General features: G+C 39.2%; 21 protein-coding genes and 1 pseudogene. 4 read left to right on the plus strand and 18 right to left on the minus strand.

Going from position 1 to position 22,014, the window contains the following annotated elements; translation table 11 throughout:
• Positions 1 to 9: 9 nt before the first annotated feature.
• The 16 genes and pseudogenes from ACX17N_RS02845 to ACX17N_RS02920 all read right to left on the minus strand — a co-directional run bounded on the left by ACX17N_RS02845 (position 10) and on the right by ACX17N_RS02920 (position 18,504).
• Complete coding sequence (locus tag ACX17N_RS02845) at positions 10 to 723, minus strand: hypothetical protein (RefSeq protein ID WP_458891043.1); 714 nt, start codon at positions 721 to 723, stop codon at positions 10 to 12.
• The gene (locus ACX17N_RS02850; RefSeq protein ID WP_458891044.1) at positions 710 to 1,153 is read right to left on the minus strand and encodes a hypothetical protein; all 444 of its coding nucleotides are present in this window, start codon (positions 1,151 to 1,153) and stop codon (positions 710 to 712) included. Before ACX17N_RS02850 ends, ACX17N_RS02845 begins: the two co-directional genes overlap by 14 nt.
• Positions 1,154 to 1,158: 5 nt before the next feature.
• Entirely contained in the window at positions 1,159 to 2,244 is a 1,086-nt protein-coding gene (locus ACX17N_RS02855) for a hypothetical protein (protein ID WP_458891045.1), read from the minus strand.
• Positions 2,245 to 2,637: 393 nt separating this feature from the next.
• On the minus strand, positions 2,638 to 3,951 hold the full coding sequence (locus tag ACX17N_RS02860; protein WP_458891046.1) for an McrC family protein: 1,314 nt from the start codon (positions 3,949 to 3,951) through the stop codon (positions 2,638 to 2,640).
• A complete protein-coding gene (locus tag ACX17N_RS02865; protein ID WP_458891047.1) occupies positions 3,951 to 6,227 on the minus strand; it encodes an McrB family protein in 2,277 nt (758 codons plus the stop codon). The genes ACX17N_RS02860 and ACX17N_RS02865 overlap by 1 nt, the downstream gene beginning before the upstream one ends.
• Before the next feature lie 72 nt (positions 6,228 to 6,299).
• Positions 6,300 to 7,685, minus strand: coding sequence for a restriction endonuclease subunit S (locus tag ACX17N_RS02870; RefSeq protein WP_458891048.1), 1,386 nt, complete (start codon positions 7,683 to 7,685; stop codon positions 6,300 to 6,302).
• 9 nt (positions 7,686 to 7,694) lie between these two features.
• Positions 7,695 to 9,263, minus strand: a complete 1,569-nt coding sequence (locus ACX17N_RS02875) for a class I SAM-dependent DNA methyltransferase (protein ID WP_458891049.1) — start codon at positions 9,261 to 9,263, stop codon at positions 7,695 to 7,697.
• Positions 9,264 to 9,326: 63 nt separating this feature from the next.
• Positions 9,327 to 12,785, minus strand: coding sequence for a type I restriction-modification system endonuclease (gene hsdR / locus ACX17N_RS02880; RefSeq protein ID WP_458891050.1), 3,459 nt, complete (start codon positions 12,783 to 12,785; stop codon positions 9,327 to 9,329).
• A gap of 152 nt (positions 12,786 to 12,937) precedes the next feature.
• Positions 12,938 to 13,399, minus strand: coding sequence for a C40 family peptidase (locus ACX17N_RS02885; RefSeq protein WP_458891051.1), 462 nt, complete (start codon positions 13,397 to 13,399; stop codon positions 12,938 to 12,940).
• Positions 13,383 to 14,030 (minus strand): hypothetical protein, encoded by a 648-nt coding sequence (locus ACX17N_RS02890; RefSeq protein ID WP_458891052.1) that lies wholly within the window; start codon positions 14,028 to 14,030, stop codon positions 13,383 to 13,385. The genes ACX17N_RS02885 and ACX17N_RS02890 overlap by 17 nt, the downstream gene beginning before the upstream one ends.
• Before the next feature lie 33 nt (positions 14,031 to 14,063).
• Positions 14,064 to 14,276: a hypothetical protein gene (locus ACX17N_RS02895; RefSeq protein WP_458891053.1), complete on the minus strand. Its 213-nt coding sequence runs from the start codon at positions 14,274 to 14,276 to the stop codon at positions 14,064 to 14,066.
• 125 nt (positions 14,277 to 14,401) lie between these two features.
• Positions 14,402 to 14,761, minus strand: a pseudogene (locus tag ACX17N_RS02900) (class I SAM-dependent methyltransferase); the annotation flags it as partial.
• Between the two features lie 106 nt (positions 14,762 to 14,867).
• On the minus strand, positions 14,868 to 15,098 hold the full coding sequence (locus ACX17N_RS02905) for a helix-turn-helix transcriptional regulator (RefSeq protein WP_161932447.1): 231 nt from the start codon (positions 15,096 to 15,098) through the stop codon (positions 14,868 to 14,870).
• Between the two features lie 96 nt (positions 15,099 to 15,194).
• Positions 15,195 to 16,127: a recombination directionality factor gene (locus ACX17N_RS02910; RefSeq protein WP_458891054.1), complete on the minus strand. Its 933-nt coding sequence runs from the start codon at positions 16,125 to 16,127 to the stop codon at positions 15,195 to 15,197.
• A gap of 143 nt (positions 16,128 to 16,270) precedes the next feature.
• The gene (locus tag ACX17N_RS02915; RefSeq protein WP_458891055.1) at positions 16,271 to 17,314 is read right to left on the minus strand and encodes a YqaJ viral recombinase family nuclease; all 1,044 of its coding nucleotides are present in this window, start codon (positions 17,312 to 17,314) and stop codon (positions 16,271 to 16,273) included.
• A gap of 143 nt (positions 17,315 to 17,457) precedes the next feature.
• On the minus strand, positions 17,458 to 18,504 hold the full coding sequence (locus tag ACX17N_RS02920; RefSeq protein ID WP_458891056.1) for a DUF932 domain-containing protein: 1,047 nt from the start codon (positions 18,502 to 18,504) through the stop codon (positions 17,458 to 17,460).
• A 682-nt stretch (positions 18,505 to 19,186) separates the two neighbouring features.
• Here ACX17N_RS02920 and ACX17N_RS02925 point away from each other — a divergent pair.
• The 4 genes from ACX17N_RS02925 to ACX17N_RS02940 are packed head-to-tail and all read left to right on the plus strand — an operon-like array spanning position 19,187 to position 20,358.
• Entirely contained in the window at positions 19,187 to 19,444 is a 258-nt protein-coding gene (locus ACX17N_RS02925) for a hypothetical protein (protein WP_458891057.1), read from the plus strand.
• A 3-nt stretch (positions 19,445 to 19,447) separates the two neighbouring features.
• Complete coding sequence (locus tag ACX17N_RS02930; RefSeq protein WP_458891058.1) at positions 19,448 to 19,579, plus strand: hypothetical protein; 132 nt, start codon at positions 19,448 to 19,450, stop codon at positions 19,577 to 19,579.
• Entirely contained in the window at positions 19,576 to 19,800 is a 225-nt protein-coding gene (locus ACX17N_RS02935; RefSeq protein ID WP_458891059.1) for a hypothetical protein, read from the plus strand. Before ACX17N_RS02930 ends, ACX17N_RS02935 begins: the two co-directional genes overlap by 4 nt.
• Positions 19,801 to 19,827: 27 nt before the next feature.
• Positions 19,828 to 20,358 carry a hypothetical protein gene (locus ACX17N_RS02940; RefSeq protein WP_458891060.1) on the plus strand — a complete coding sequence of 177 codons (531 nt, stop codon included), beginning with the start codon at positions 19,828 to 19,830 and terminating at the stop codon, positions 20,356 to 20,358.
• Positions 20,359 to 20,493: 135 nt separating this feature from the next.
• Here ACX17N_RS02940 and ACX17N_RS02945 read toward each other — a convergent pair whose 3' ends face one another.
• On the minus strand, positions 20,494 to 20,799 hold the full coding sequence (locus ACX17N_RS02945) for a hypothetical protein (RefSeq protein ID WP_458891061.1): 306 nt from the start codon (positions 20,797 to 20,799) through the stop codon (positions 20,494 to 20,496).
• 102 nt (positions 20,800 to 20,901) lie between these two features.
• A complete protein-coding gene (locus tag ACX17N_RS02950; protein WP_458891062.1) occupies positions 20,902 to 21,771 on the minus strand; it encodes a YagK/YfjJ domain-containing protein in 870 nt (289 codons plus the stop codon).
• Positions 21,772 to 22,014 lie beyond the last annotated feature (243 nt).

Genomic DNA, 22,014 nt, shown 5'->3' on the forward strand with positions numbered 1-22,014 from the left:
CTTTTAAAGTTAAAAATCTATTCTAATATCTAAACAGCAATGTCGAATCTTGTACTTGATGCCAGTTTTATGATGATCATGTTCAGAAATAAAAATTAGCGGATAGTCTGCACGATAGTTATAAGTAAAGTTCTTTAGTCTAGCAGCTGAATCAATTGAAATTTCCTGAAGATATTCCTGCCATTGTGTAACTACCTCCATAACATTGTATTGTGTACTATTTAAATAAATTAGTACGCCTCCACTTTCGTTTGGATTACCAAGGGAATAGTCATTTACTAACTGATATAAGCCTTTTTCACTATATTTTTTTCCTCCATATAGTTTAGCTTCGCCTAGCCACTTAAATTTTTTGTTTTGGCTTCGTACTAAAATATCAACATGTCCATTGTGATTTGGGTCGTGCTCAGCGATAAATCCACTTTCATCTAACATATGAGCAATTTGACAGGAAATATCATCTTCTAACTTCTTTTCTAATAGCTCTAAATGAAGTTTTAACTCTTTAGGATCCTGAATATTTCTTTTGGCAGAATCACATAGTTCATTAAATGTTTTAACTGATGAGTTTTTCTTTGCAGAAGAGCAAACTTTTTCTGATGCAAGTACTAATTTATCTTCTAAAAGATTTAGAAATTCTTCATGCGAATCTACATTTATGATTTTTATCAGTGTGTGAACTAAAGGATGAGTATGCAAAGGATTTGAATCATATTGTGTCATTTTTATGATCCAAGAAATACTTTGTAACGGCAAAAAAAGGTATAACCTCTTCGAAAAATTGATCCTCCGTTAGTTCTACTCCAGTATATGGATGTGAAAACTGTTTAGAATTGATCATTCTAAGCACTTTCTCTTTTTTTACCTCTACGTATCTATCTTCGACTGCTTTCCACGCTGAAAAACCTTTATCAAGAATCTTGATATCCTCTCGAGTCAAATAAAATACGCTAGTAATAAAATCTTCGTCACTGATCTTTTGATCAATATTTTCACGTAATTCATCAAAACTAAAACTGACCTCTAGGTCTCTGCCAGCCACTATTAGGTAATCTAGAATTAAAAAACAGCTATACCGCACTTCAGAGAAGTCAGAAAATTTCTGATCCCTAATTATCTTATGAAAATAGCTGTTTTTTATTTCATAGTTCATGGCTTTTATCTATTAGCTAATATCTTATCGATTATAAAACTATAATCTTTATAAGATTTTATATCGAAAATATGTGCTTCATATAAACTTTTCAAACCAGGTTTATTGAAATATCGATAATGTATTCCTGCATAAACTTGGGGCCATTTATTAGTTACTCTTTCAAATCGCTTACTGATACGATATGGACGAATTTTACCACCTAAAGCCTCTTCTGCAGCTTTACCTCTTAAGTGATACTCAGCTTTTCGGATATCACGAGCTCGATCTCTCAAAGTTTCATGGTGGTTATTTTTTGAAGTAGAGAATGAAGCAGATGTTACCTCTCCTTCTTCATTATCATAGAATTTTTGTATAGCTGTATAAAGGTTTTCGAATTTAACTTTTTCTGGTAGACGACAGTTCGTGACGCCAGCAACATCGAAAGCTTTATTAATACTCATAATGAGTTTATGAAAAAATTTGTCAACAGCATTAGCTAAAACAATACTTCCCAAATCTAACTGTAAAATTACACGATTATTTTTTGTATCTATAATTACAGCATCATAGCAAGTCACTTTGACAGGTCTATAACCAATTACACGATTATACTTGTCTAAGACAGAGGCTAGTTCACCTAAATCACTTTCTGTTAATTCTTTACGCTCTGATATTTCACGTACTATTTGAAAACAGTAGATCGAAACATCATTTCCAACATCATAACTACTATCTGCAAAGTATTCAGAGTCCTCGAATGCATCATCTACACTATAAACTTCACTAAATGCATTATTAAATTCATCTGATTCACCATCAAGCAAACGATCAAAAATCATGATGAGCTTGTCATCATACAAGATATGATTAGTTAAAAGTTTATCTACTTTCTCTGTAATATTAGAGGCAGCGTCATCACCGCAACTGACAGCTGCAGCCGTCAATGAGCTCCACCTATGAATTACATCGACCCCTTCTCTTTCAAAAATTTCCTCAACAATAGAAAGATCAATCCTGCGTTCTTCACAGATTTTAATATTATCAATTAAGGCTTTTCGCGGGCGATTACTATCATCTTGTTCAATTTTAAGTGCTGTTTGATCAGTCATTTTTATAACTTTACATGATTTTCAACATAGTTAAATGTATAACAATTTAACAAAAGAATCATTATGTATTCGACTAATTATTATTCTTTTCAATTTTTACAAGATACAACATGTTTATAAAAATTTATTAGTAAAGTTAACTTTACTAAGTTATGAAAATGTACAGATAAATATTGCAAAAGAGCTAAAATATCAGATTTAGAGATCGCTCGATTGAAACGATCTCTATGAATCACACACCTTAGTGGTGCTTTATTCTTTAGAAATTTATAACCTCACGTAAAGAATATCTGGTGGTAAGTGTTTAACTCAGCAATCAACTTACTTATAAGTCACTATTTTTAACTATCTCTGTTATCCCAATTTACTCAAGATAATAACCACCTTTTCAAGTTAACTCGTTTTATTTACTAAATCCTCTACAAAGGACAAGTGCTTCCCTTCAAGGCTTGCATCAATATCAAATGGAATTACTCTTAAACTTGAATTACCATGTTTGAAATTCATCACTGGTAAGGCTTGATCAAACACTTCTTTGCGTGCTGGATAAACCATAACTACTTCATGCTCTAGACCTAAGTAATAAGCACTATATGCAAACATCTGTTGCACATCACTATCCTTCATTCCAAATTTTGCTGTGCGATCTAACTGGTCGAGTAACTTCCATTTGGTATCCACAACCTTCACTCTCTGCCCCAATTTGTGTTGCATGAAAATATCGGGTTTTAACTTAAACATAGACCGCCCATCTTGCTCGCACATGTAGCGATCTTGCTTTTGCAAAGAGACTTTCCATTCCGGCAGTAATCTTTGAATTTTACGGCCGACATACACTTCAAACAGCCTTTCCATCGGAAACAATAGACTCATTCCTCGTGCTACTCCATGAGTAGAGACTGGCATGTATTCCCCGAGTATCAGCTCCGTCCATGGCTTGATCTGCTCATATAACGCCAACAAACGCCCTGACTGCCACTGTCTAAAATCATGTTGGATATTTTGACTTTTCAGAATTTCACCCGTCATTAAGCGGAGTTCTTGAGCCAACTTCCAGTTCGAGGCATCTTTGGTCTTTTTACAGACCACTTCTAGTGCTGTACGAATCAATCGGTTTTCAGGTCGATTCACCTCATAGACATCATGTTCAATCGGAAAGATATGACGTTGCGATGGAGGCTGCCTCATATAACGAGCATGTTGTAATTGCCCACGCAAGAACTTTTGGTCTTCTTGCACACGGTTATAGTCAAAACGTAAACCAAACTGTACCAAACCCTCAAAACATTTCAGAAATTGCCTGATAATCCACTCATGCAGAGGCTGTACAAACTTATTTAAGGATGCTTCACCAGCTTCTCGATAATTGAGATCCAATGCGGTACTGAGCATTGCCTGTAAAAGAAGTCTTTCTTTTTGAACGATGTCTTTTACCTGTTGACCTTCACCCACTACAATATGCTTAGGCAAAATCTCGATACGTGTACCACATGGTGTTTCGATCATACCGACATATTGATCTAGCTTTATTCGCTTACGACCAGCCAGCTCAAATACTTTTGCACCTTGCTTTGAAAAAGTTGCAGATAAATCACAAATTGCATCAAAGGCACTTTGACTGATATAAGCACTATCAAGGCTATTCTTTGGATGGTTTGCATACTCAACACAAAGATATGCATATTCTCGAACCGTAATGTCCTTCATCAGGAATCATCCTGTGTTCCTAAAATTGCTCTATAACACGCTATATCATCAAATGCTTCAGCTTTGATTTTCCAAACTGCTTTTTGATTTAGATACCCTAGCTCGTCTAATGCATCTGCTGGGAATAATGATGAAATTTTAGAACTATTCTCTTTCTCTAGCATCCCATTTCGATTGAGGATTAAGTCAATCTTGCCCCAATCATCAAAGAAGTATTCTTGAAGTTGTGGAATGATTTTTTGTTTAAAAATATCCGCTAAATGTCTCCGCGTTGGATTTTCTTTTAAGCTCATAAAGTTGGCATGACCAATACAATGATCACGGTCTAAAAGCACTTCAATACGCTGGTTCATGACCGTTAGAAGATCAGCAACAATCACTTCAACGTCCTTACCATTCTTATCTTTGCCTGAAACCTTTAATAAGTCCCCCTCATTATTTTTGATTGCGAAAGGCTCTGGTGGCATTTCAATAAAGGTAAATCGACGACGTAAGGCAATATCTAATCCTGTTAATGAACGATCAGAAGAGTTCATCGTGCCAATGATATAAACGTTATCAGGTACTGAAAATTCTTCTTTGGAATATGGCAATGTTACTGACAATGCTTCGTCTGCACCTGCTCGTTTTGAATCTTCAATTAAGGTAATTAATTCACCAAAGATACGGGAGATATTCCCACGGTTGATTTCATCAATGATAAGTACGTAATCTTGCTGATTCCGCTTACTTACTGGAGACATTTCATCTAATTTTGATTGCAGATAACGAGCAACAGCCCACGCGTATGCTTGGTTTCTCCTAATATTTTCACTTGGCTCTAAAAGATATGCTTTTATTGCCTTCTTTGAAATTACGATTTCATTTTGTGTTGTTGTTCTTACAGATATCCCACCTTTACCAGAACTATTGAATACAGTAAATTCAACGCCTGTCTTTGTTTCCAAAAGTTTTTCATTTTTTGAAATTTCTTCTACAAAATCATCTACCACTTTATCAATATCAATTTCTGAAAACTTTTGAAAATTTGCTCTCTCACAAATTTCTTTGAATACACCAGATTTTACGTCATAGCTCAAAGTACCTTGTTCATCAGTTTCTGCACGAATGCCCTCTACAAAATCTTCATAACTAAAACTTTGATGGAAAGTCACAAACTTGATACGCCCTTGCTCTACATAGCGATCAAAATCAACTTTTAGCTTTATACGGTTTTCTTTTTTTAAATCCTCTAAAGACTTGTTATCAAGAATTGATAAAGCATGGTTGATCGTGTTGTAAGTTTTACCTGTACCAGCTGCACCAAATAAAATGCGGTTTAATGCTGTTTCCATTGTTTTTGTACCACTCAAATCTTTTTTTCCCAAAGAAGCTTGATGATCGACAGATGTAGTAGTGATTTCATCTAACCAATTGCATAAATTATTTAACTCTGCTTGTGTATGAGGACCCACCTGATAAAAATCATCTTCTGATCTAAGAGTAAGCGTATTAGTATTTAGATTTGAATTTGGGCTTTTTCGTTCAGTATTACTTGGAATAAATTTATACTGTCCCTCAGAAAGAATATGTTGAGGAGGTTGATCTTTAATAAAAATCCGAATCGTATTGGTCTCTAAATTTCTCGTTTCTAATGCTATTTCTTTGTTAAGTTTATTAATGCTTACAAATAACTTTTCTGTCACGTGTTTTGATTGAGCATATCTTGCTTTTAAAAATTCCAAAGCTTGTTGTACTGTAAAATCATTTCCATCAACTAATTCTAACTCATTACATAGTTCATCATAATTCAATCCAAATTTTTTAATTTCTTCAATACTCCACTCAACTAGCTCTTCTAAAGTTAACGACAACCCTTTTGCAATTGGCAATGTTGAGACAATTGTAGATGAATCATAATCCCCTCTTAATTTTTCATATTTAGATCTTAAGTCTTCAACAACACCAACGGTATCAATTTTTACTACATATCCACTGTGCGCATCGATTCCAACTGTATAAGCAAGCTCTTTAGGTGCAGTTTTTCTAGGGTAGATTTTTGCCCAAGTATAAGGTTTAAATTTTTGTCCTTGGTTAGTTGGTTTGTTTCTAAAACCACCCAAGTGTCCATGATCAAATAGAGTTTCAATAACTTTTTCAGCCCATATTTTGGTTAAGTTATTGGCTTCTTTTAATGTCTCATACACTTGAGTATGTATTGGATTATTTTTCTCACATCTCATACTGTCATATTGTTGAAGTAAATCGAAATATTTCTTTTGAAAAAAACCAGACAAGTTTCAACCCCTTGAAAATAAATAGCTTATAAAAAACATGCTCAGCCCTAAAGCTGAACACGTTCTAAATTTTTATGCTTCTTTCTTCGCCCGTATCTTTTTCACTGGCTTACTCGCTTCTCTTTCTGCCTGTATTTTGGCAAGTAGGGCTTCAGCGCTGTTTACACCTGTAATCAGGTCTTGATGCTGCTCACGCCATTCTGCTGTCAGTTCACCGCTAAAGGCTTTGGCTAGAATCGATTGCGTGAGTAAATTGACTCGTTTTTGGGCTGATTGGATTGTTTGTTCGATTCTTTCAGCATATTCAAAAAATTTATCTACTTGAATACCAATTTGAATTTGTTCATCCATAGACGGTTGTGGGATATCAATATCCATCAAAGCTTTTTGACTTATATTACGCATTGACAACTGATTACCAGTTGCTCTACTTTCTATTTGATTACGACCTTCTTTTGATTTTAAAAAAAGATTGACCCATTTTTTTGAATGATCTGACATAACCAAACGTAAAACTTTATCGCTGAGCATTAGGTTTTTTTTGGTTTTATGCACAATTACAGGATTACCTACCAGTTCTAAAGTATTGGCTCTAGAAAGCAGTAAATCACCTTTTTTGACCCTTCTGCTTTCCTGAAACAAAGATTTTTCAGGTAAAGTTTTACTCTCTTCTTCGTTATATTTCCCCCATGTTACGGCACTAATTTTAACGATACCATATTCATCATCTGATACTGGTGGTCTTTCAATACAACTTAGATTTTTACCTGCTTCAATTGAAGTCACAAAATCATTTAGTTTTACGATTTTCCATTTCTCTTTACATACAATCAACTTCCCACTCACTGCATCCGCCAATACCGACTCACGGAATTTTTTAAGAATGGTAGGAATCGCATCTAAACGGGCTTTAATCTGCTCCACTTGCGCAAGCATGAAATCCAACTGACGGACGATTTCTTGTTGTTCAGCTAAAGGGACTACAGGTACAGGATATTTCTCTAAATGCTCCTTATTTACCCCTGATTGACCTGCCGTTCTGTCTGATGCTGAATTTACGTAGTTATATAAATCTTGATTAGACAAGTAATAATATAAATAATCTTTATCAAATGATCCTAATACCGGTTCAGCTTTCATTAATGCAACGTTATATGCGCCTTTCAAACCTCGTAAAATTTGAAAAATAGGTGGACCATAACGACCAATCATTACATCCGTTGGTTCAACAAAACGCTTAGCATCCGATTTACGAATAAATACCTTATGTTGATCAGATTTATAATCTCGAATCTGAATCAAACGTACAGTGTCTTCTTCCTCTTCATACAAGAATTTAGATTTTGGTGGTTGATTGCCACCAACTAAATTAATCACATTTTTTAACTCAGAAAATTCCCACTCATCAGGAATACTCAATGTATGAGTGTAGCTACCATCTACAATTACTGATTTCATGTTGTAGACCTACACATTTTCCGAAGAATTATTATCTAAACTCAGCGCATCAGCTAAAAACTTCTTCTGAACATTCGCTTCATCCATTTGCCCAAGTGCCTGCATCAAGGTATCAAGCTCAACTAGTGCCTGAGTCAATTCAGACATCGCTTCACTCGCCAACACATGTGGTTCAGGCAAGTTCGCAGCATCCACGGCGTCATTGTCTTTTAACCATGAAATATCTAAAGAATCGCCTTTCTGCTCTTTAATCCATTCACGACTAAACTTGCGCCAACGGCTGTTCTCAAGCGTCTGCTCCTGATCTTCCAAAGTCCAGGACCACTCACCCTCAGTACGAGGTGACAAACCTTTAGGGTCTGCGCCGTAAACGGTTTCAAAACCTTTTAAATGTGCCTCAGTAAACGGCGTACGTTTACCAAAACTTGGCATGTTGGTACGCAGGTCATAGACCCAGGTTTCAGTCGTGCAGTTTTCATCTTGTAAAGGATTGGCTTCTGTCCCCTTAGTAAAAAAAAGCACATTGGTTTTCACGCCCTGCGCATAGAAAATCCCTGTCGGCAAACGCAGGATCGTATGCACATTACATTTGTTCATCAGGTCCTGACGGATAGAAGTACCTTGGCCTGCTTCGAATAACACGTTATCTGGTAGAACCACGGCGGCACGGCCACCTGGTTTTAAGTTCTTATAGATATGCTGTAAGAAAGCCAATTGTTTATTCGAGGTATTAAATGGCAAATCATCACGGGTAATACTCGCTTCACCGCCTTTCGATGTACCAAATGGTGGATTGGCTAAAATCACATCCGCTTTTGGCAAACTCTCACCGACTGGACCCAAGGAGTTACCGAGTTTAATTGCACCCTGCTCACCGCCAATATCATGCAGCAAGCAGTTCATTTGCGCTAAACGGCGCGTATTCGGCACCAGTTCAACACCGACAAAAGCTTCCAAGGTATAAAACTGGGTTTGCGCTTCAGTAAGTGCATATAAATCGTTATGTTGTTTGATATAGGCATCAGCAGCAATCAGGAACCCTGCCGTACCACAAGCCGGATCTTGAATCACTTCGCTTGGCTTTGGCTGGATGCAATGCACAATCGAGTTAATCAGTGGACGTGGGGTAAAGTACTGACCTGCACCCGATTTCGTTTCGGTGGCATTCTTTTCCAGTAAGCCTTCATACAGATCACCCAAACCATCCGCTTTAATGCTAAACCAGTCCAGCTTGTCAAACTCATTGATCAACTGCTGTAAATGACGTGGTTCACGTAAACGGGTCTGAGCATTGGCATAGATTGACGCAATCAACTCATTTTGGTTTTGCGATAAATCTAGCAGCATTTGCTTATAGAAATTCAGTAACTCAATACCGTTATGATCTTTAAAATGCGACCATTTATATTTTTCAGGATAAATCTTGGCAAGCGTAGAAAACTCATCATTCAGTTCATCCACCATTTTGACGAACAGCAACATCACCAGTTCAGAGACATAGTCGCTATAGTTAATTCCGTCATCTTTTAAAACATCACAAAGATTCCAGAGTTTTTGGACAATATCGTTTTGCGTCATGTGCTGTACTTCATCAAAAATGTGAAAAATATAGAATTATAAATTGCCGGAGGATTGTAGCAGTTAAGAGGCCTGCCACAATCCATCATTGATCTCGTTGACCAGTTTTTCGACATCGCTATCGAGTAGCTTATTTAAACGGACAACCCCACCATCCCGAGCAAATTGACGTTGAATCATGCTCTTATCGACCACTATTTCCTGTGCGATAAAGCGGGTTAAACGCTGTAACCATTGCTGTTGATCTACGCTCCAGTCACGCTGCTGCAGAATTTTATTCAGACCACGCTGATAGCGCTCTTCAACTGAGGAAATCTCTTCACCCAAGGTTGCACGGCGAATCTGAGAAATAATCTGGGAAGCATAAGTCTGGTTGGATTCATTAGCACTCAAAGCCTGAGATAAATTGCTTTGAGTAAAGCCCTTGCTGGTCAGCAAGTTTTCCAGCTCACGTAATTGCTCACGGGTCAGCTCGGACGGACGTGTCACTACGGCTTTAATCGCAGCATTATTGTTAACAGCAGTTTTTACAAAATTATCAAAATACTCTAAATAGTCTTCTGGCTGTTGATGCGCCGTATCAACAATACGCTCTACCAGTTCATCCTGCTCATCGGAAATAATCGGCAAATCCAGCGTGCCTAATGAACTACGGACTTCGGCTAAACGTGCCTCCAGAATGGCACTGTTTTGCTTCAGCCATAGCGCCAGATCATCGACTCCTTTGACACGTAGCATTTGCGGCAGCTTGTTCGATTCAACACCAAAATTTTCTTTGATTTTTCCAAGTGCTTCTCGCAATTTGACTTGATCAGGATGATGCTTGAACTTCTCAGCTTTACCTAAAATCCAGGTAATCTTCTGGATAAATTCATCTAAAACAATATCTGCCTGGGTTCGTTTGACTTCATCAATGCACGGAACATCCATTTCCTTAGCCTTCTTCATCAGTTCAGGATCTGTCAGTTCACGAATCAGCTGGTCAATACTGATGTTGGGGCGTACAACAATCGGTTGCATTGTATTCACCGCTTGCAAGGTCGCAAAAATATCTACAGCGTCGTATATACGAAACTCTGTCTTTCCAATCTCCGGGCATAAACGAGTTGCACGGCCAAGCATTTGCTCAAACAGTATCCGTGACCGAACCTTACGCATAAACACCAGGTTGCAAATCTTCGGTACATCAATACCTGTAGTCAGCAAATCTACGGTGACCGCAATATTGGGAAACTTGCTCTTTTTATAGCTTTCAATCAGTTTGTCCGGCTGGTCTGAATTGCCGGTAATTTTCGCGACAGCATCACTATTCCAATCTTTGCCGTATTTTTCCTTAAACATTTCATTCAAGAACAAAACCACCTGATCTGCATGTCGATCTGTCACGCAGAAAATCATGGTCTTTTCATCACCTAAGGGATTTAAATCCTCCACTAAAGCCTGACAAATAACTTTGTTAAATTCAGGGGCAATCACGCGACGGTTAAAGTCTGCTACATCAAAGTCCATATCATCCTGTAACAGCGCCGTATTTTTTTGCCCTGTGGCATTCGTCAACACCTGGACTGTTGTACCTTCTGGAATCTCAATACCAGCCTGACTGAGCTTGGTAATGTAACGAATCGGATTGTTATAGTTGACCAGATAACCTTCCTCGACGGCGCGAGTGAAGCTATAGGTAAATACTGGCTTACCAAAAATCTCTGTAGTATGCAGTGCTGGAGTAGCTGTCAAACCGATCAGGGTTGCATCGAAATATTCCAGTACTCGCTTATAAGTCGACAAATACTGTGCTTCATCACGAATGCTCTCTTCACCTTCAGTCATTTCCTTATCCAGGTTATAACCACGGTGCGCTTCATCAATGATGATGCAGTCATAGAAATCAATTGGCAGTGGTGAATCAGTGTTAAAGAGTCGGTGTACCAAACTTTGTACTGTGGCAACCTGTACATCTACATTCGTATCGCCATCTACACCCAAATCAGCAATGGTGTAAATCTGTGCCAGTGTTTGACCTTGTTCAATCACTTCAGCTTCAAAAGCCTTAAATGCCTGTGTACCTAAAGAAGATCGGTCTACCAAAAACAGAATTCTATCGAAGCGCTTACTTTTCAATAGACGATACATTAACCCAGTGGCTAGACGTGTTTTACCTGTACCTGTTGCCATCGCCAGTAGTGTGCGTTCACGTCCCTGTGCAATCACTCGTTCAACCGCTTTAATCCCTTCTCGCTGATAGGCACGGTCATTGAATGGCAAGATATCTGTCTTTTCCAGATATTCATCTGCTACTGAGATATTCTGTTCCAGCTTTTGTTTCAAGCCTTCTGGCGAATGGAAACCATGCAGTGCTTTACTGATATTAGATGGATGCCGTACATCACGGAACCAAATCCCGCTCTCATCAATCAAGCGGCTGGAATATTTCTTGCCATTGCATGAATACACGAATGGAACATGATAAGTTTTTTCTTCAGATATCCACGGCGCACCATCGTATGGTTTCTGCATGTCTACATCAAATTGGAAACCTTGCGCGTAACGTTCCGCCTGACGAATGTAGTGACTGACCGCTTTATTCTTCTTCTTTGCTTCCACAATTGCGACCGGAATTAAGCCATGAAACAGAACGTAGTCTGCAAAACCCTCTTCACCATCCAGCACAGCCGGATATTCGGCAATCGCAAGATTCAGGCCTTTCTGTGGGCGTACGCCGTTGCTATACCTTAGAATCTGGGTATCAGCTTCCCACCCTGCGAGTTGAAGCTGACGGTCAATCAATTCACGAGTTTCTGCTTCAGAAAGTTCAAAAGAATTATTTGCGATGTCTAATTGCGCATCTTCCAAAACAGTTTCTGAAATTGGCTGAGATGGCTGCTGTTCAAGTTCTTTTACTTTGGCTTCAAGTGCTGCTAACTGCTCTTTAAGCGCTTGAGCCTCAGTTTCTTGCTGTTGTTTAAGTTTTAGATTCTCTGCTTTCAGTTCTTTATTTTTGTGCTGTATGTCTTGATTTACTGCCTGTTTATCTTTTGCTGTACGCAGTTGCTGTTGCAGTTCCATCAATTCAATACGCATGCGCCGTGCTTCAAGTGTCGGATCGACAGGTGCTTGAAACTCTGGAAAGGCTTTGATTTCTTTTTGGGTAAGCGTATACAGCCATTGTGCCACTTTATATGACAGTCGAAGTGATGTCAGTGCATCGCTATGACTAGTCACTGTATCGTGTGCACCTTTATTGCCATTGATACGTAACGTATGTAAAACAGAAATAAAATCAGTTTTTAACTGAAGTTTGTTTTCTAATAGTCGTATGCGTGAATGAAAATCAGCCTGCTCAGGTATCTCTATTTGATTGGCTTGCAACACTTTATTTACCAAAGCTTCAGCAAATTTTCGTGTTTGCACCAAGGTATGTGCTGGTGCTGTATAATATACAGCCTCTGCACTGACTAATAACGCATGCATTAAAGGATCTACGTCCTTTAAAAAATCAAACTGAGACTCAGTCAAATTCATCATATTATATTTGCAACTATCTGTAATTTCTTATGCTTTTATATAAAGCTACCCTGCAAACAAGCATACCAGTTCACGTTATTTTTATTAATAAAAATCTTTTGTACATAAGTCTAATTCAGGATTAAAAAACCACCCGAAGGTGGTTAGATAGATTACCAATAATTTTTATCCCATAAGCGCCAATTGTCAGCACCTAATCGTTTTTTAGCTTCGTCTTTTAAGAACCATAAGAAATTGTTGTAATTTTCAGGATCTTTTGTAAGGCATCCAGCACTGAACTGATGGCAATTATCCATGAGAACATTGTAGTTTCTTGTACTGCCGACCATTGATTCAGCAAAATCGGCGGCTTCGTCACATCCTACCGCACTATCACCTTGGCAAGAAACATAAATATTAAATCCTGTAGTCCACCCTGATATAAACTGTTTTGGACTAACAGCTTCAATGAAGCCATGCCTATTTAAATGAACAATTTTATTATTACCAATATAGATCCCAGTGTGTTCAGCTATTCCATTTCCCAAGGTTAAATCGCAATAAACTACAGAACCTCTCACTGGCTGCACCCTCCCTTTTATTTCATCAATAACATACTCACCAACGTGCTTCACGGCATGAGCAACAAGTACACCTTGTGCAACAACGGGATGCTGTAGCAACCGTTGTTTTTGTAGCAATTACAGCAGCGGAAGTAACCAACCCTGTCGATCCAGCTATTGTCGCTCCTGTCACTGCTCCAGTTGCTGCACCTGCAGTTGCAGCAGTAAGCCCCATCACGCCAGCTGTGGAAACACCTGTGACAGCAGCAGCCCCAGCCATCACTCCCAAAGCTGCACCACCAGTTGCAGCAACAGCTGTTACTGTTGCAATTGTCGTTAATGGATTCTCAACAGCAAAGTCTAATGCTGTACTTGCAGTATCACTAACAAAATCGATAGTTGAGCTTGTGACATCACCCACTGTATCAACTGCTGAACCAGCCAGGTCACCAATCACATCTACAGTAGAACTCGCAGCACCACTGATAGCATCTATCGTTGAAGTCGTCACATCCCCAATTACATCAATGGTGGAGTCTGCCGCACTACTCAACACATCAACTGTAGTACTAGTAATATCACCAACAATATCTGCGGTTGTACTCGCAGCATCTGACACAATATCTACAGTAGTACTTGCAACTTCTCCAACTGCATCAGCGATCGTGCTACAAGCATCTGAAATAAAATCAAATAACCCCATATTTACCTCATTATCTTTTTTACTTATTTATCATTAGAATACACTAATTCCATTACTTGATGGCTCCCATTTCTTCCCACCACCCATAGTTAGAGTTGCACAGTTATACGCATTCTGTAAAAAGCCTCGACGTGCTGGTTCTGTAAATCCTGTCTGAGCAATCAACGTTTCACGAAGCGGATGATGACTGGTAATCAGGTATTCATTACGCTTATGTAAACGCTCTAATAAATTTATCGATGGCAAACGATCAAATTTTCCTTGCTGCCCTCGATTACATTCAGGGCAGGCTAAAACCAAATTAGCCACACCATTAATTGGCTTTTGAATATCACACTCACGAAGCTTATGTGGAAAGAAATGATCTACATCACGCCATATGACTTTAATGCCTGAAGCATTTTTTCAAGCACTTCAGCTAATCGATGACGTTCACAATGAAGCAAAGATGCACATGCCCAAATACCGTCAAACTGGGACTGATCAGACAAATCATAAAAACTCTCGAAGCGCAGTTGTAAACCCATTTGTTGGCTTGCAAGTGCGACTAATTCTCTTGAGTAATCAAGTGTTTCTACTCGATACCCTTTTTTCATAAATGCTAGAGTATCTCAACCTAAGCCATAGCCCAGATCGAGTATGAAAGCAACCTGAGGTAAATATTGTAAAAAAGCTTGATATAAGCTTTCCATATCTACATTAAATGTCGCATTAAAAAATTCAGTAGCATTTTGATTTTAACAGTTAAGTATTTGACTCATTAGCTGCTTTCATTCTATTTTGAATGCTGTTTAACCTACTAAAAAACAAAAAAATAAGGGAACCTAAGTTCCCTGCTTATTCTCGACTCGCTAACTTGTCTTCAATCCACTGATTGATTTCCCAAGCTGACCAGCCAATTCGATTTTGTGTAATTTTAACTTTCTTTGGAAATGTAGGGTCATAATACGGTGAGTTTTCATCCATCATTTCATAGATCGTTGAACGACAGACCCCAACAAACAGTACAACTTGCTTAATATTCAATAATTGATTCATCTGAAAAGTCTGACCTGTGAACGCATTCATGATTTTTACTCCTGATCATTGATGCGAGCGCGTATTCGCTCAGATCATAGGGCAGTCCAATAAAATTTTACGGAGTCCCATGTTATCTAGATTCATCTAATTCACAGCCCGTACATTCTGCTGTAAACCTTGCTGAAGATCCTGCACAAAACCTCGCTCTTGAGTGAATTTAGACTTCGTCCTTGCTTTTGTTTTAGCCTGCGTTTGTTCAGACTCAACAACCTCATGCGTATAAAACTCTTCCACCAAATCTAGAACCTCTTCTCCTCCCACCTCAAACCGTACATTTCCATAACCTTGTCTAGCTGTCTGATCCAGTGCATATTGATTAAATCCTAATGCTTTACTTTGTTGATCAATTTCTTTAGCTGTTTGAATCGCCTCTTGTAAATGAACGCCATCACGTAAAGTCAAATCCACGTAATACACAGGAGTACGATAGCTTTGTGTAGTGGACTTTCCTCTCAGCGTGAGTTGCAAGGGTAGACATGAAAGTAAGCCATTCGATGCCGCATGGTAATAACTGAGTCGTGCCGCCAAAGTACGGATACTATTAAAGCCTGTGGTTCTAAAGATGAATGTCCCGAGTTCATCCGATTCATTTAAATTGACATGCAAACGCCCATAAGGTTTACAGTTACCTCCTTGTGCCAATGGACACAAATCAGGGGATGGGCATGGATGTTGTTCTACCCCTTGATTGGTCAATCGTTGGCAGGTTTCACCATTACCCACACAAACGGGACGTCCTGTCTGACGATCAAATAAACTATATTCCGCTCGTAGATTGAGTTCAGGATCATTAAAGATCATACGGACTGGGATTGAACGGAGTTTTTGATTGGGTGCTTTAGCTCGAAGTTGTTCATCCAGTGGATGTTTCACCCAACCACTCTCCTTATTTTGGATTTGGCTGGTAATGGTGAATTGGTCATCCTTTTCAGGGATGCGTTTCCCGTTCTTTTCGACAACCTTGCCGATACTGATTCGCCCTAGAATGGGCGGTGTAATGGCTAGACCTTTAATCATGGTGTTTTCCTCTTCTACTTAAATATGCAGATATGCTTGGTTAAAAATGAAATCGACATAAAAAATCCCATGCGCTTAGGCATGGGATTCTCGGATGTTGCTTGGGTGTTTTTCTTATGAATTGAACTTAGGCTAAATCTGTTTCAATCAGCATCGGTATAGATGTTGAAACGTCTTGAACCTGTTTTACTTTGTGGAAATTGATTGAGATATTCAGGATGTGATTTAAGTAAAGCCTTGCTATCCAAGCTGATTGAATCCTTGGACTTCTTCCACGTGACTGAGCCTGTATTAAAGGTGGCACGTTCAGCCTCCTGCATTTTGGCTTGCAGCTGATGCTTCAGCAGATCGAACTGCTCCTGATGCTTGTCAATTTGGTGACGTGCTTGAAGCAGTTGCTCAAACTGTTGATTGGCCTGTTCATCTTCAGATAGATCTTTCGTACTGAGCGGCACATGTTCTGGATAAAGTAACTGCAAGGCTTGGGCTGCAGATTCACTGGCATCGGCTTCAGGTGGGGTATCCTTTTCCACACACTCCCAGAAGTAACGCTCCGCATTCACAATATGCTGAATCACCGATTCAGAACGGGTCACTTTAAAGATTCGGGTTTCATGTCCACAGATCAGTACGCAGATATGCGCGGCCTTTTTACCTGTGACTGCCAATTGGTGTTGTACCTGACAGAGTACATATAACGGTACACCATCTCGCCACAGCTTGGCACCATACTCCCCCGCCGTTTTACACTCCAGTATTTGTACATCTGCATCGCCAACCACAGAGTAATCCAGATTAGCTAGCATGAAGTGCTTGTCTGGATCAGGATGTTGTAATACGGCATTGACCCGACGCACTTTATAGTTGGTATGCATGCTGTAGTATTCTGCCACCAAAGGTTCAAGTCGTTTGCCCCAATACAAGGGTGCATGGCCTTCACTTTCATCCTCAATATTTTGTTGAATCCGTCCTGTCTTAAACATCCACAGTTCCAGCATCGACATATAAGGATTAAGGCCACAGGCTGCGGCGCAATCACTGCTACCAATACCTTGACGACGGACTTCCAGCCATTCCGCCTGACTTAGGTTTTTGGTCTCTACAAAGCGTTTTGGATGGGTGAGTTTAGGTCGATGCGCTTGGATATTTGCTCGAGTAGGATGAGGTTGAATCAATACTGAGTTCATATAGATGTCCTTTGATTATTAAATTTTAGGTATAAAAAAAGCCACATCTGGAGATGTGGCAAAGAGGTATTTCGATTGAAGGAGATTTTCAGGATCATGTTGATCTGATGTGATCATGTTAAATCCGAAATCTGAATCTAAACTTAAACAACTAAGCGTAGTGCTTGTTCGAGTCCACGTTGCTTTAAGCCTGCCCCTGCACCGAACCAAGCTGAATCTAAGCGATGATCCTGACTCATGGCGCGACGTTCATGATCACAAAATTCAGTAATTGAACACAGTAAGCCATAAGCGGTATCTTTGGCTGAACTGAGTTCTGCTCCACGCCCCTGCCCATTAAACATAGTCATGACTTTTGACATGGCACGCCCATTCGGTTCAGTCTTGTTATCAGCTTTAGTAGCTAAGTTGGCTTGTGTGGCGACATTGCGATAAAACTGAATAATACTGTCATCTTGCTCGGTTGGACTGAGGCTGGTGTTATTAAACACCGCATCGAAATACGCTGCTGCTTCAGTCTGTGTGACTTTACGTTGACTGAGCTGTTTCATTTCATACATGTGATCATTCCATGCCCGCACTGAAATCCCCAATTGCTGTTTAATCTTCTGAGCATCGAACTTAGTGCTGTGTGGCACTTTGACTACGCCTGCACTCGCGTTCTGACCTTTGAGGGCAATCGCCAAGGTGTTGTTACACACCACGCGAATCGAGGTAAATTGCGCCGTGGTCGCTAAGGTTCCATCACAAGCAGTCGCTAAGAGAATATAACCATTGCTGACATCTTTGCCTTTTAAAGCAGAAGTCTGTCCAGTTCGAGCTAATGCCCAGAACTTCTTCCCACCTTTGAGTACCCCTGCGGTTTCCAGTTCAAAGCCTGATTGTTCAGTCAAGTCTCGATAAAATTCTAGAATCTCTCGGGGTTGAACCTCTTGATAACGTTGACTGACCACCGATAAAGGTGCATGTGTGTCGGAACGGTATAACACCCGCTGTTCTTCATAGGGCATGATGATGCTTTGCCCTCGTTCATTCTGCGCCATATAGCTGACATTGGAGGATTCAATCTGCCAGTCCATGCCTGCTTGTTGTGCCCAGACTTCAATCGGTTGGTTTTGCGTGAGCTGGTTGCCTAAGCCATGCCAAGGGGTTTGACCGACATAAGCCATTTGTTCTAGTTGATGTGCCATAATGTTTTCCTTTAAATCAAATGAATGCTGAACATTCTTAGAACTAAATTTTGGAGCATAAAAAAAGCCTGCTGAGGGAGCAGGCCAAAGGGTTAATCCATTTCACTTGTAAAGTAAGATGGAGATTCATGTGGATGTTATATATCTGAAATTTATTTAATTCATGTACATGAGTTTTGACATCTTTTAATCGAAATCTACGGCCAATCATTGACCCCTTTAAACTCTAAGATTATGATTTGGGGGCTGGCCTACATTGCCAGTTGGTTTTGACAGACCGCTTACCCAAAGCACACTAAAAAGTTTATCTTTTTGGTGGGCGACCCTGCGTCTCCCCCTCTGCGGCGGAACGGGAGGGGGACACCTTCGGGTGTGCTGATCTTTTTGGGTATCAGTCTGTCAACCCTCTTTCGTTTCGCCACCATTATTTGACAGTGATGTGGTGAAACTTCTTTATACCCAAAGGAGTCATAACCATGACTAAGCAGTACCTCTCACTTTTATTTTCCCTAAAGCCTTTGAATACCATCCCTTGGTCCTCGGCCTAAATTTATAGATCCTATTTCAGCTTAATTTGCGCTAAAGGCGGTTCCGTCCTTTGGATGGTCTACGCTCGCCTTTTCTTTATGCAATCGGCTGAATCGATCTATTTCAAAACAGAACAATAAATTTGGGGGAACAAATGAAAACCTCGTTACTCATTACATCCATCACTTTCTCAGCACTCTTATTCTCAGGTTGTGCCAGTAAATCCGAACGGCAATTTATCAGTGGTTGCCAATCCACAGGAATGGAACGTTCTGCCTGTAAATGCGCATATAAGAAGCTTGAAAGTAAATATGGTGAAAACGAACTCAAGAACAATCTTTATACACTTCACCAAAGTGAAGCCTTTCAATACGACCTACTCCAAAGTGGTTTGCAATGTATGAAGGAGTAAGTCATGAGAACACTCGCTGGCATCATCTGCATCATCGCAGTCGTCTGTTTTTTAGGTCTGCCCTTTATTGCAATGATGATTGTATTTGGGCTGTTTTGTTTACTGGCTCAATTTGCATTTGGGGAAAATAAATGAATCCATCCATTAAGACTTGGTTGATCCGTGGATACTTCATCATTGGTCTGCTCTTCACGCTCTATCAATCTATTTGGGGGCAATACAGCTATAAGTCATTTGCCTATCACTTAGGGCAAGGTGTCATTTGGCCTGCTGTCATGTTCCCGTCGGTGGGGAAATTGATCGGTGGCATTTTGCTTCTGTTGATTATCGGCAGTCTCGCCTTACGTTCCAAATAATGAAATACCTTTAAAATGAGAAACATCATGAATAAACATATCATTGCTATATTACTCACAACTTTTACAACTTCTGTTTTTGCTGCTGATCACATGAGCATTAATGGAAAAACCGTAACCATGAGTGATACGCGCTCAACACTCATTCAGAAATTTGGTCAACCTGAATCAGGAACAGCGCAATTCAGCAACTGGAGCATTGGAAATCTAAGCCTTTATGCTAACTATAGTAAGCAAGGTTTAGCCCAGTTCAGCGTCAATCAGCTGAATACCACACCAAGCAAAAATTTCATTAATATCGAAGGCAAAACGGTTTATCTAGGTAAAGACACCATCAAAACAGCAACGAGCAAATTTAAACACGCTTGTTTCAATTTTGATGAAGGTCGCCAAAGTTCAACCTATACCATGACACCTAAGACTACGGTAAAAAATAAACTCAATATTGTTCTTGAAACAACGGGCGATGCTTATGATGTTAAGACAATTTCCAATTTACCAATCAATGGATTCTCGTTCACTCAAGACGCTGTAGCAGCGAATCATGGCTGTAAGTAAGTTAACATCGCTCTTTGATGAAGTCTGGGTTAAAAAAGAAGTTGGTTGCTTTACCACTCACAATAACTTTACTTAGCTCCTAGATAGGTCGATGAGAAATCACGACCTATTTGTCCAGAAGATGAACCTACTTGCTTAATGATTAAAGCTACGTTGGCATTGTTCGCAGTAAAACCCAATGGCAATTCCCGAATCAGAATGAACCCGTTGCGTTTCCATCCAATATAAATACATCCCCTTTAGTAATATTTCAGTCAGTCCCAACCACCATGGTGCAAAAGGTGGTCTTTTACAGAGTTGTTTAAACACTTGTGTACCTAGCCCAAATTGAGCAGTGAACAAAGGTTGAGTATTCAACTGAGATGAAGGCTCTTTGGGGTGAGAGATAAACATACGATGTACGCGAGTAGACTGACAATAAGGACAATGCTTAAGCATCATTTATATCTCCAATGAAAAGTAAAAAAGGGCCTATATTCATAAGCCCTTGATCATTTGAACCATGATCTTCATGTGGATGATGTATGCCTGTATTATTTTCTGTTAGCTGAACGTCCGCATACGCTTTTTAGTTTTCACTCTTAAATGCTGCGATTCTTTTTCAGGTCGTACCAGATACTTCACGGTATTCAACATATTATTGACTTCATCCGAGTCTTTACGATGAATCATCCCGATGCCTAAACGGTTTCGATCCGAGAACTGCTTAAGGTATGCTGGTGTATGACAGTTAAAATGACAACCTAAGTCCTCTGTAATCTCACGCCAAAGTTTTCCAACACGATTAGCGATCCAATATGCATTGCGATAGTCACCCCCCTTATAAACCAAGAGCAAATGACAATGATAGCCTTTGTCCTGTCCCTGTTCTAATGCCCATGCGGATGCAATCAATTTTTTAAAAACTGTATCCTGATCACGAAGTCGAGTGCGCAGTACATCCATATCATCCTTAAATTCAAAGATACCAATCTGATCTTGGAATTTAAGCGGATAAGCTAAATCAACACGAACCACTAAAATCCGTGAATATTTATCGCTGATTTCTTGCATACGATCAACAAGCGTCTTGGTATTTTCTGACTCACTATAACGATGATGACGTAATTGACGTTTATGTCTACGATAATGCCACTTGAAATCACGCTGAATATCTTCAAAAGAGATTTTTATTAAGCGCTCATATAAGCATTCAGGATCATATAAATACTCATCTAAATCCAACAACAGCTCGATCATGGCCTCTATTGCAGGTACATAAGAATAATCAGGATTATAAATTTGATTTAACGGAACAAGCAGTTCTGTTAACTGATTATAAAAATTACACGGCTTACGTTTCCTGATAGAGACATTTTCAACAAAATTTTCAATTTCAATCAAGATCTTTGATTCATTTACAGTATGACACATGAGTATCCCTTTTGATGGTTTAAAACATAAAAGGAACTCTTCTGTAATTATTTACCATTAAGGAAATAGATTAAATATAAATAATATTAATAACCCTAAAGAAAAATACAATATTCACCCAACAAAATATCACACCAACTCAAATTAAAACTTATAAAACCCAAATAAAGTAATGCAATACTTATCCAACATTTTTTATAATTTAAATTAATAAAATTACATTATTACAATAACCAAGTTTTA

The sequence above is a fragment of the Acinetobacter sp. GXMZU3951 genome, from assembly GCF_054457875.1.

Coding starts and splice junctions, on each gene's coding strand:
- ACX17N_RS02845 (WP_458891043.1), bottom strand. CDS start 723: ATGACACAATATGATTCAAATCCTTTGCATACTCATCCTTTAGTTCAC.
- ACX17N_RS02850 (WP_458891044.1), bottom strand. CDS start 1,153: ATGAACTATGAAATAAAAAACAGCTATTTTCATAAGATAATTAGGGAT.
- ACX17N_RS02855 (WP_458891045.1), bottom strand. CDS start 2,244: ATGACTGATCAAACAGCACTTAAAATTGAACAAGATGATAGTAATCGC.
- ACX17N_RS02860 (WP_458891046.1), bottom strand. CDS start 3,951: ATGAAGGACATTACGGTTCGAGAATATGCATATCTTTGTGTTGAGTAT.
- ACX17N_RS02870 (WP_458891048.1), bottom strand. CDS start 7,685: ATGAAATCAGTAATTGTAGATGGTAGCTACACTCATACATTGAGTATT.
- ACX17N_RS02875 (WP_458891049.1), bottom strand. CDS start 9,263: ATGACGCAAAACGATATTGTCCAAAAACTCTGGAATCTTTGTGATGTT.
- hsdR (WP_458891050.1), bottom strand. CDS start 12,785: ATGATGAATTTGACTGAGTCTCAGTTTGATTTTTTAAAGGACGTAGAT.
- ACX17N_RS02890 (WP_458891052.1), bottom strand. CDS start 14,030: ATGGGGTTATTTGATTTTATTTCAGATGCTTGTAGCACGATCGCTGAT.
- ACX17N_RS02905 (WP_161932447.1), bottom strand. CDS start 15,098: ATGAATGCGTTCACAGGTCAGACTTTTCAGATGAATCAATTATTGAAT.
- ACX17N_RS02910 (WP_458891054.1), bottom strand. CDS start 16,127: ATGATTAAAGGTCTAGCCATTACACCGCCCATTCTAGGGCGAATCAGT.
- ACX17N_RS02915 (WP_458891055.1), bottom strand. CDS start 17,314: ATGAACTCAGTATTGATTCAACCTCATCCTACTCGAGCAAATATCCAA.
- ACX17N_RS02920 (WP_458891056.1), bottom strand. CDS start 18,504: ATGGCACATCAACTAGAACAAATGGCTTATGTCGGTCAAACCCCTTGG.
- ACX17N_RS02925 (WP_458891057.1), top strand. CDS start 19,187: ATGAAAACCTCGTTACTCATTACATCCATCACTTTCTCAGCACTCTTA.
- ACX17N_RS02930 (WP_458891058.1), top strand. CDS start 19,448: ATGAGAACACTCGCTGGCATCATCTGCATCATCGCAGTCGTCTGTTTT.
- ACX17N_RS02935 (WP_458891059.1), top strand. CDS start 19,576: ATGAATCCATCCATTAAGACTTGGTTGATCCGTGGATACTTCATCATT.
- ACX17N_RS02940 (WP_458891060.1), top strand. CDS start 19,828: ATGAATAAACATATCATTGCTATATTACTCACAACTTTTACAACTTCT.
- ACX17N_RS02945 (WP_458891061.1), bottom strand. CDS start 20,799: ATGATGCTTAAGCATTGTCCTTATTGTCAGTCTACTCGCGTACATCGT.
- ACX17N_RS02950 (WP_458891062.1), bottom strand. CDS start 21,771: ATGTGTCATACTGTAAATGAATCAAAGATCTTGATTGAAATTGAAAAT.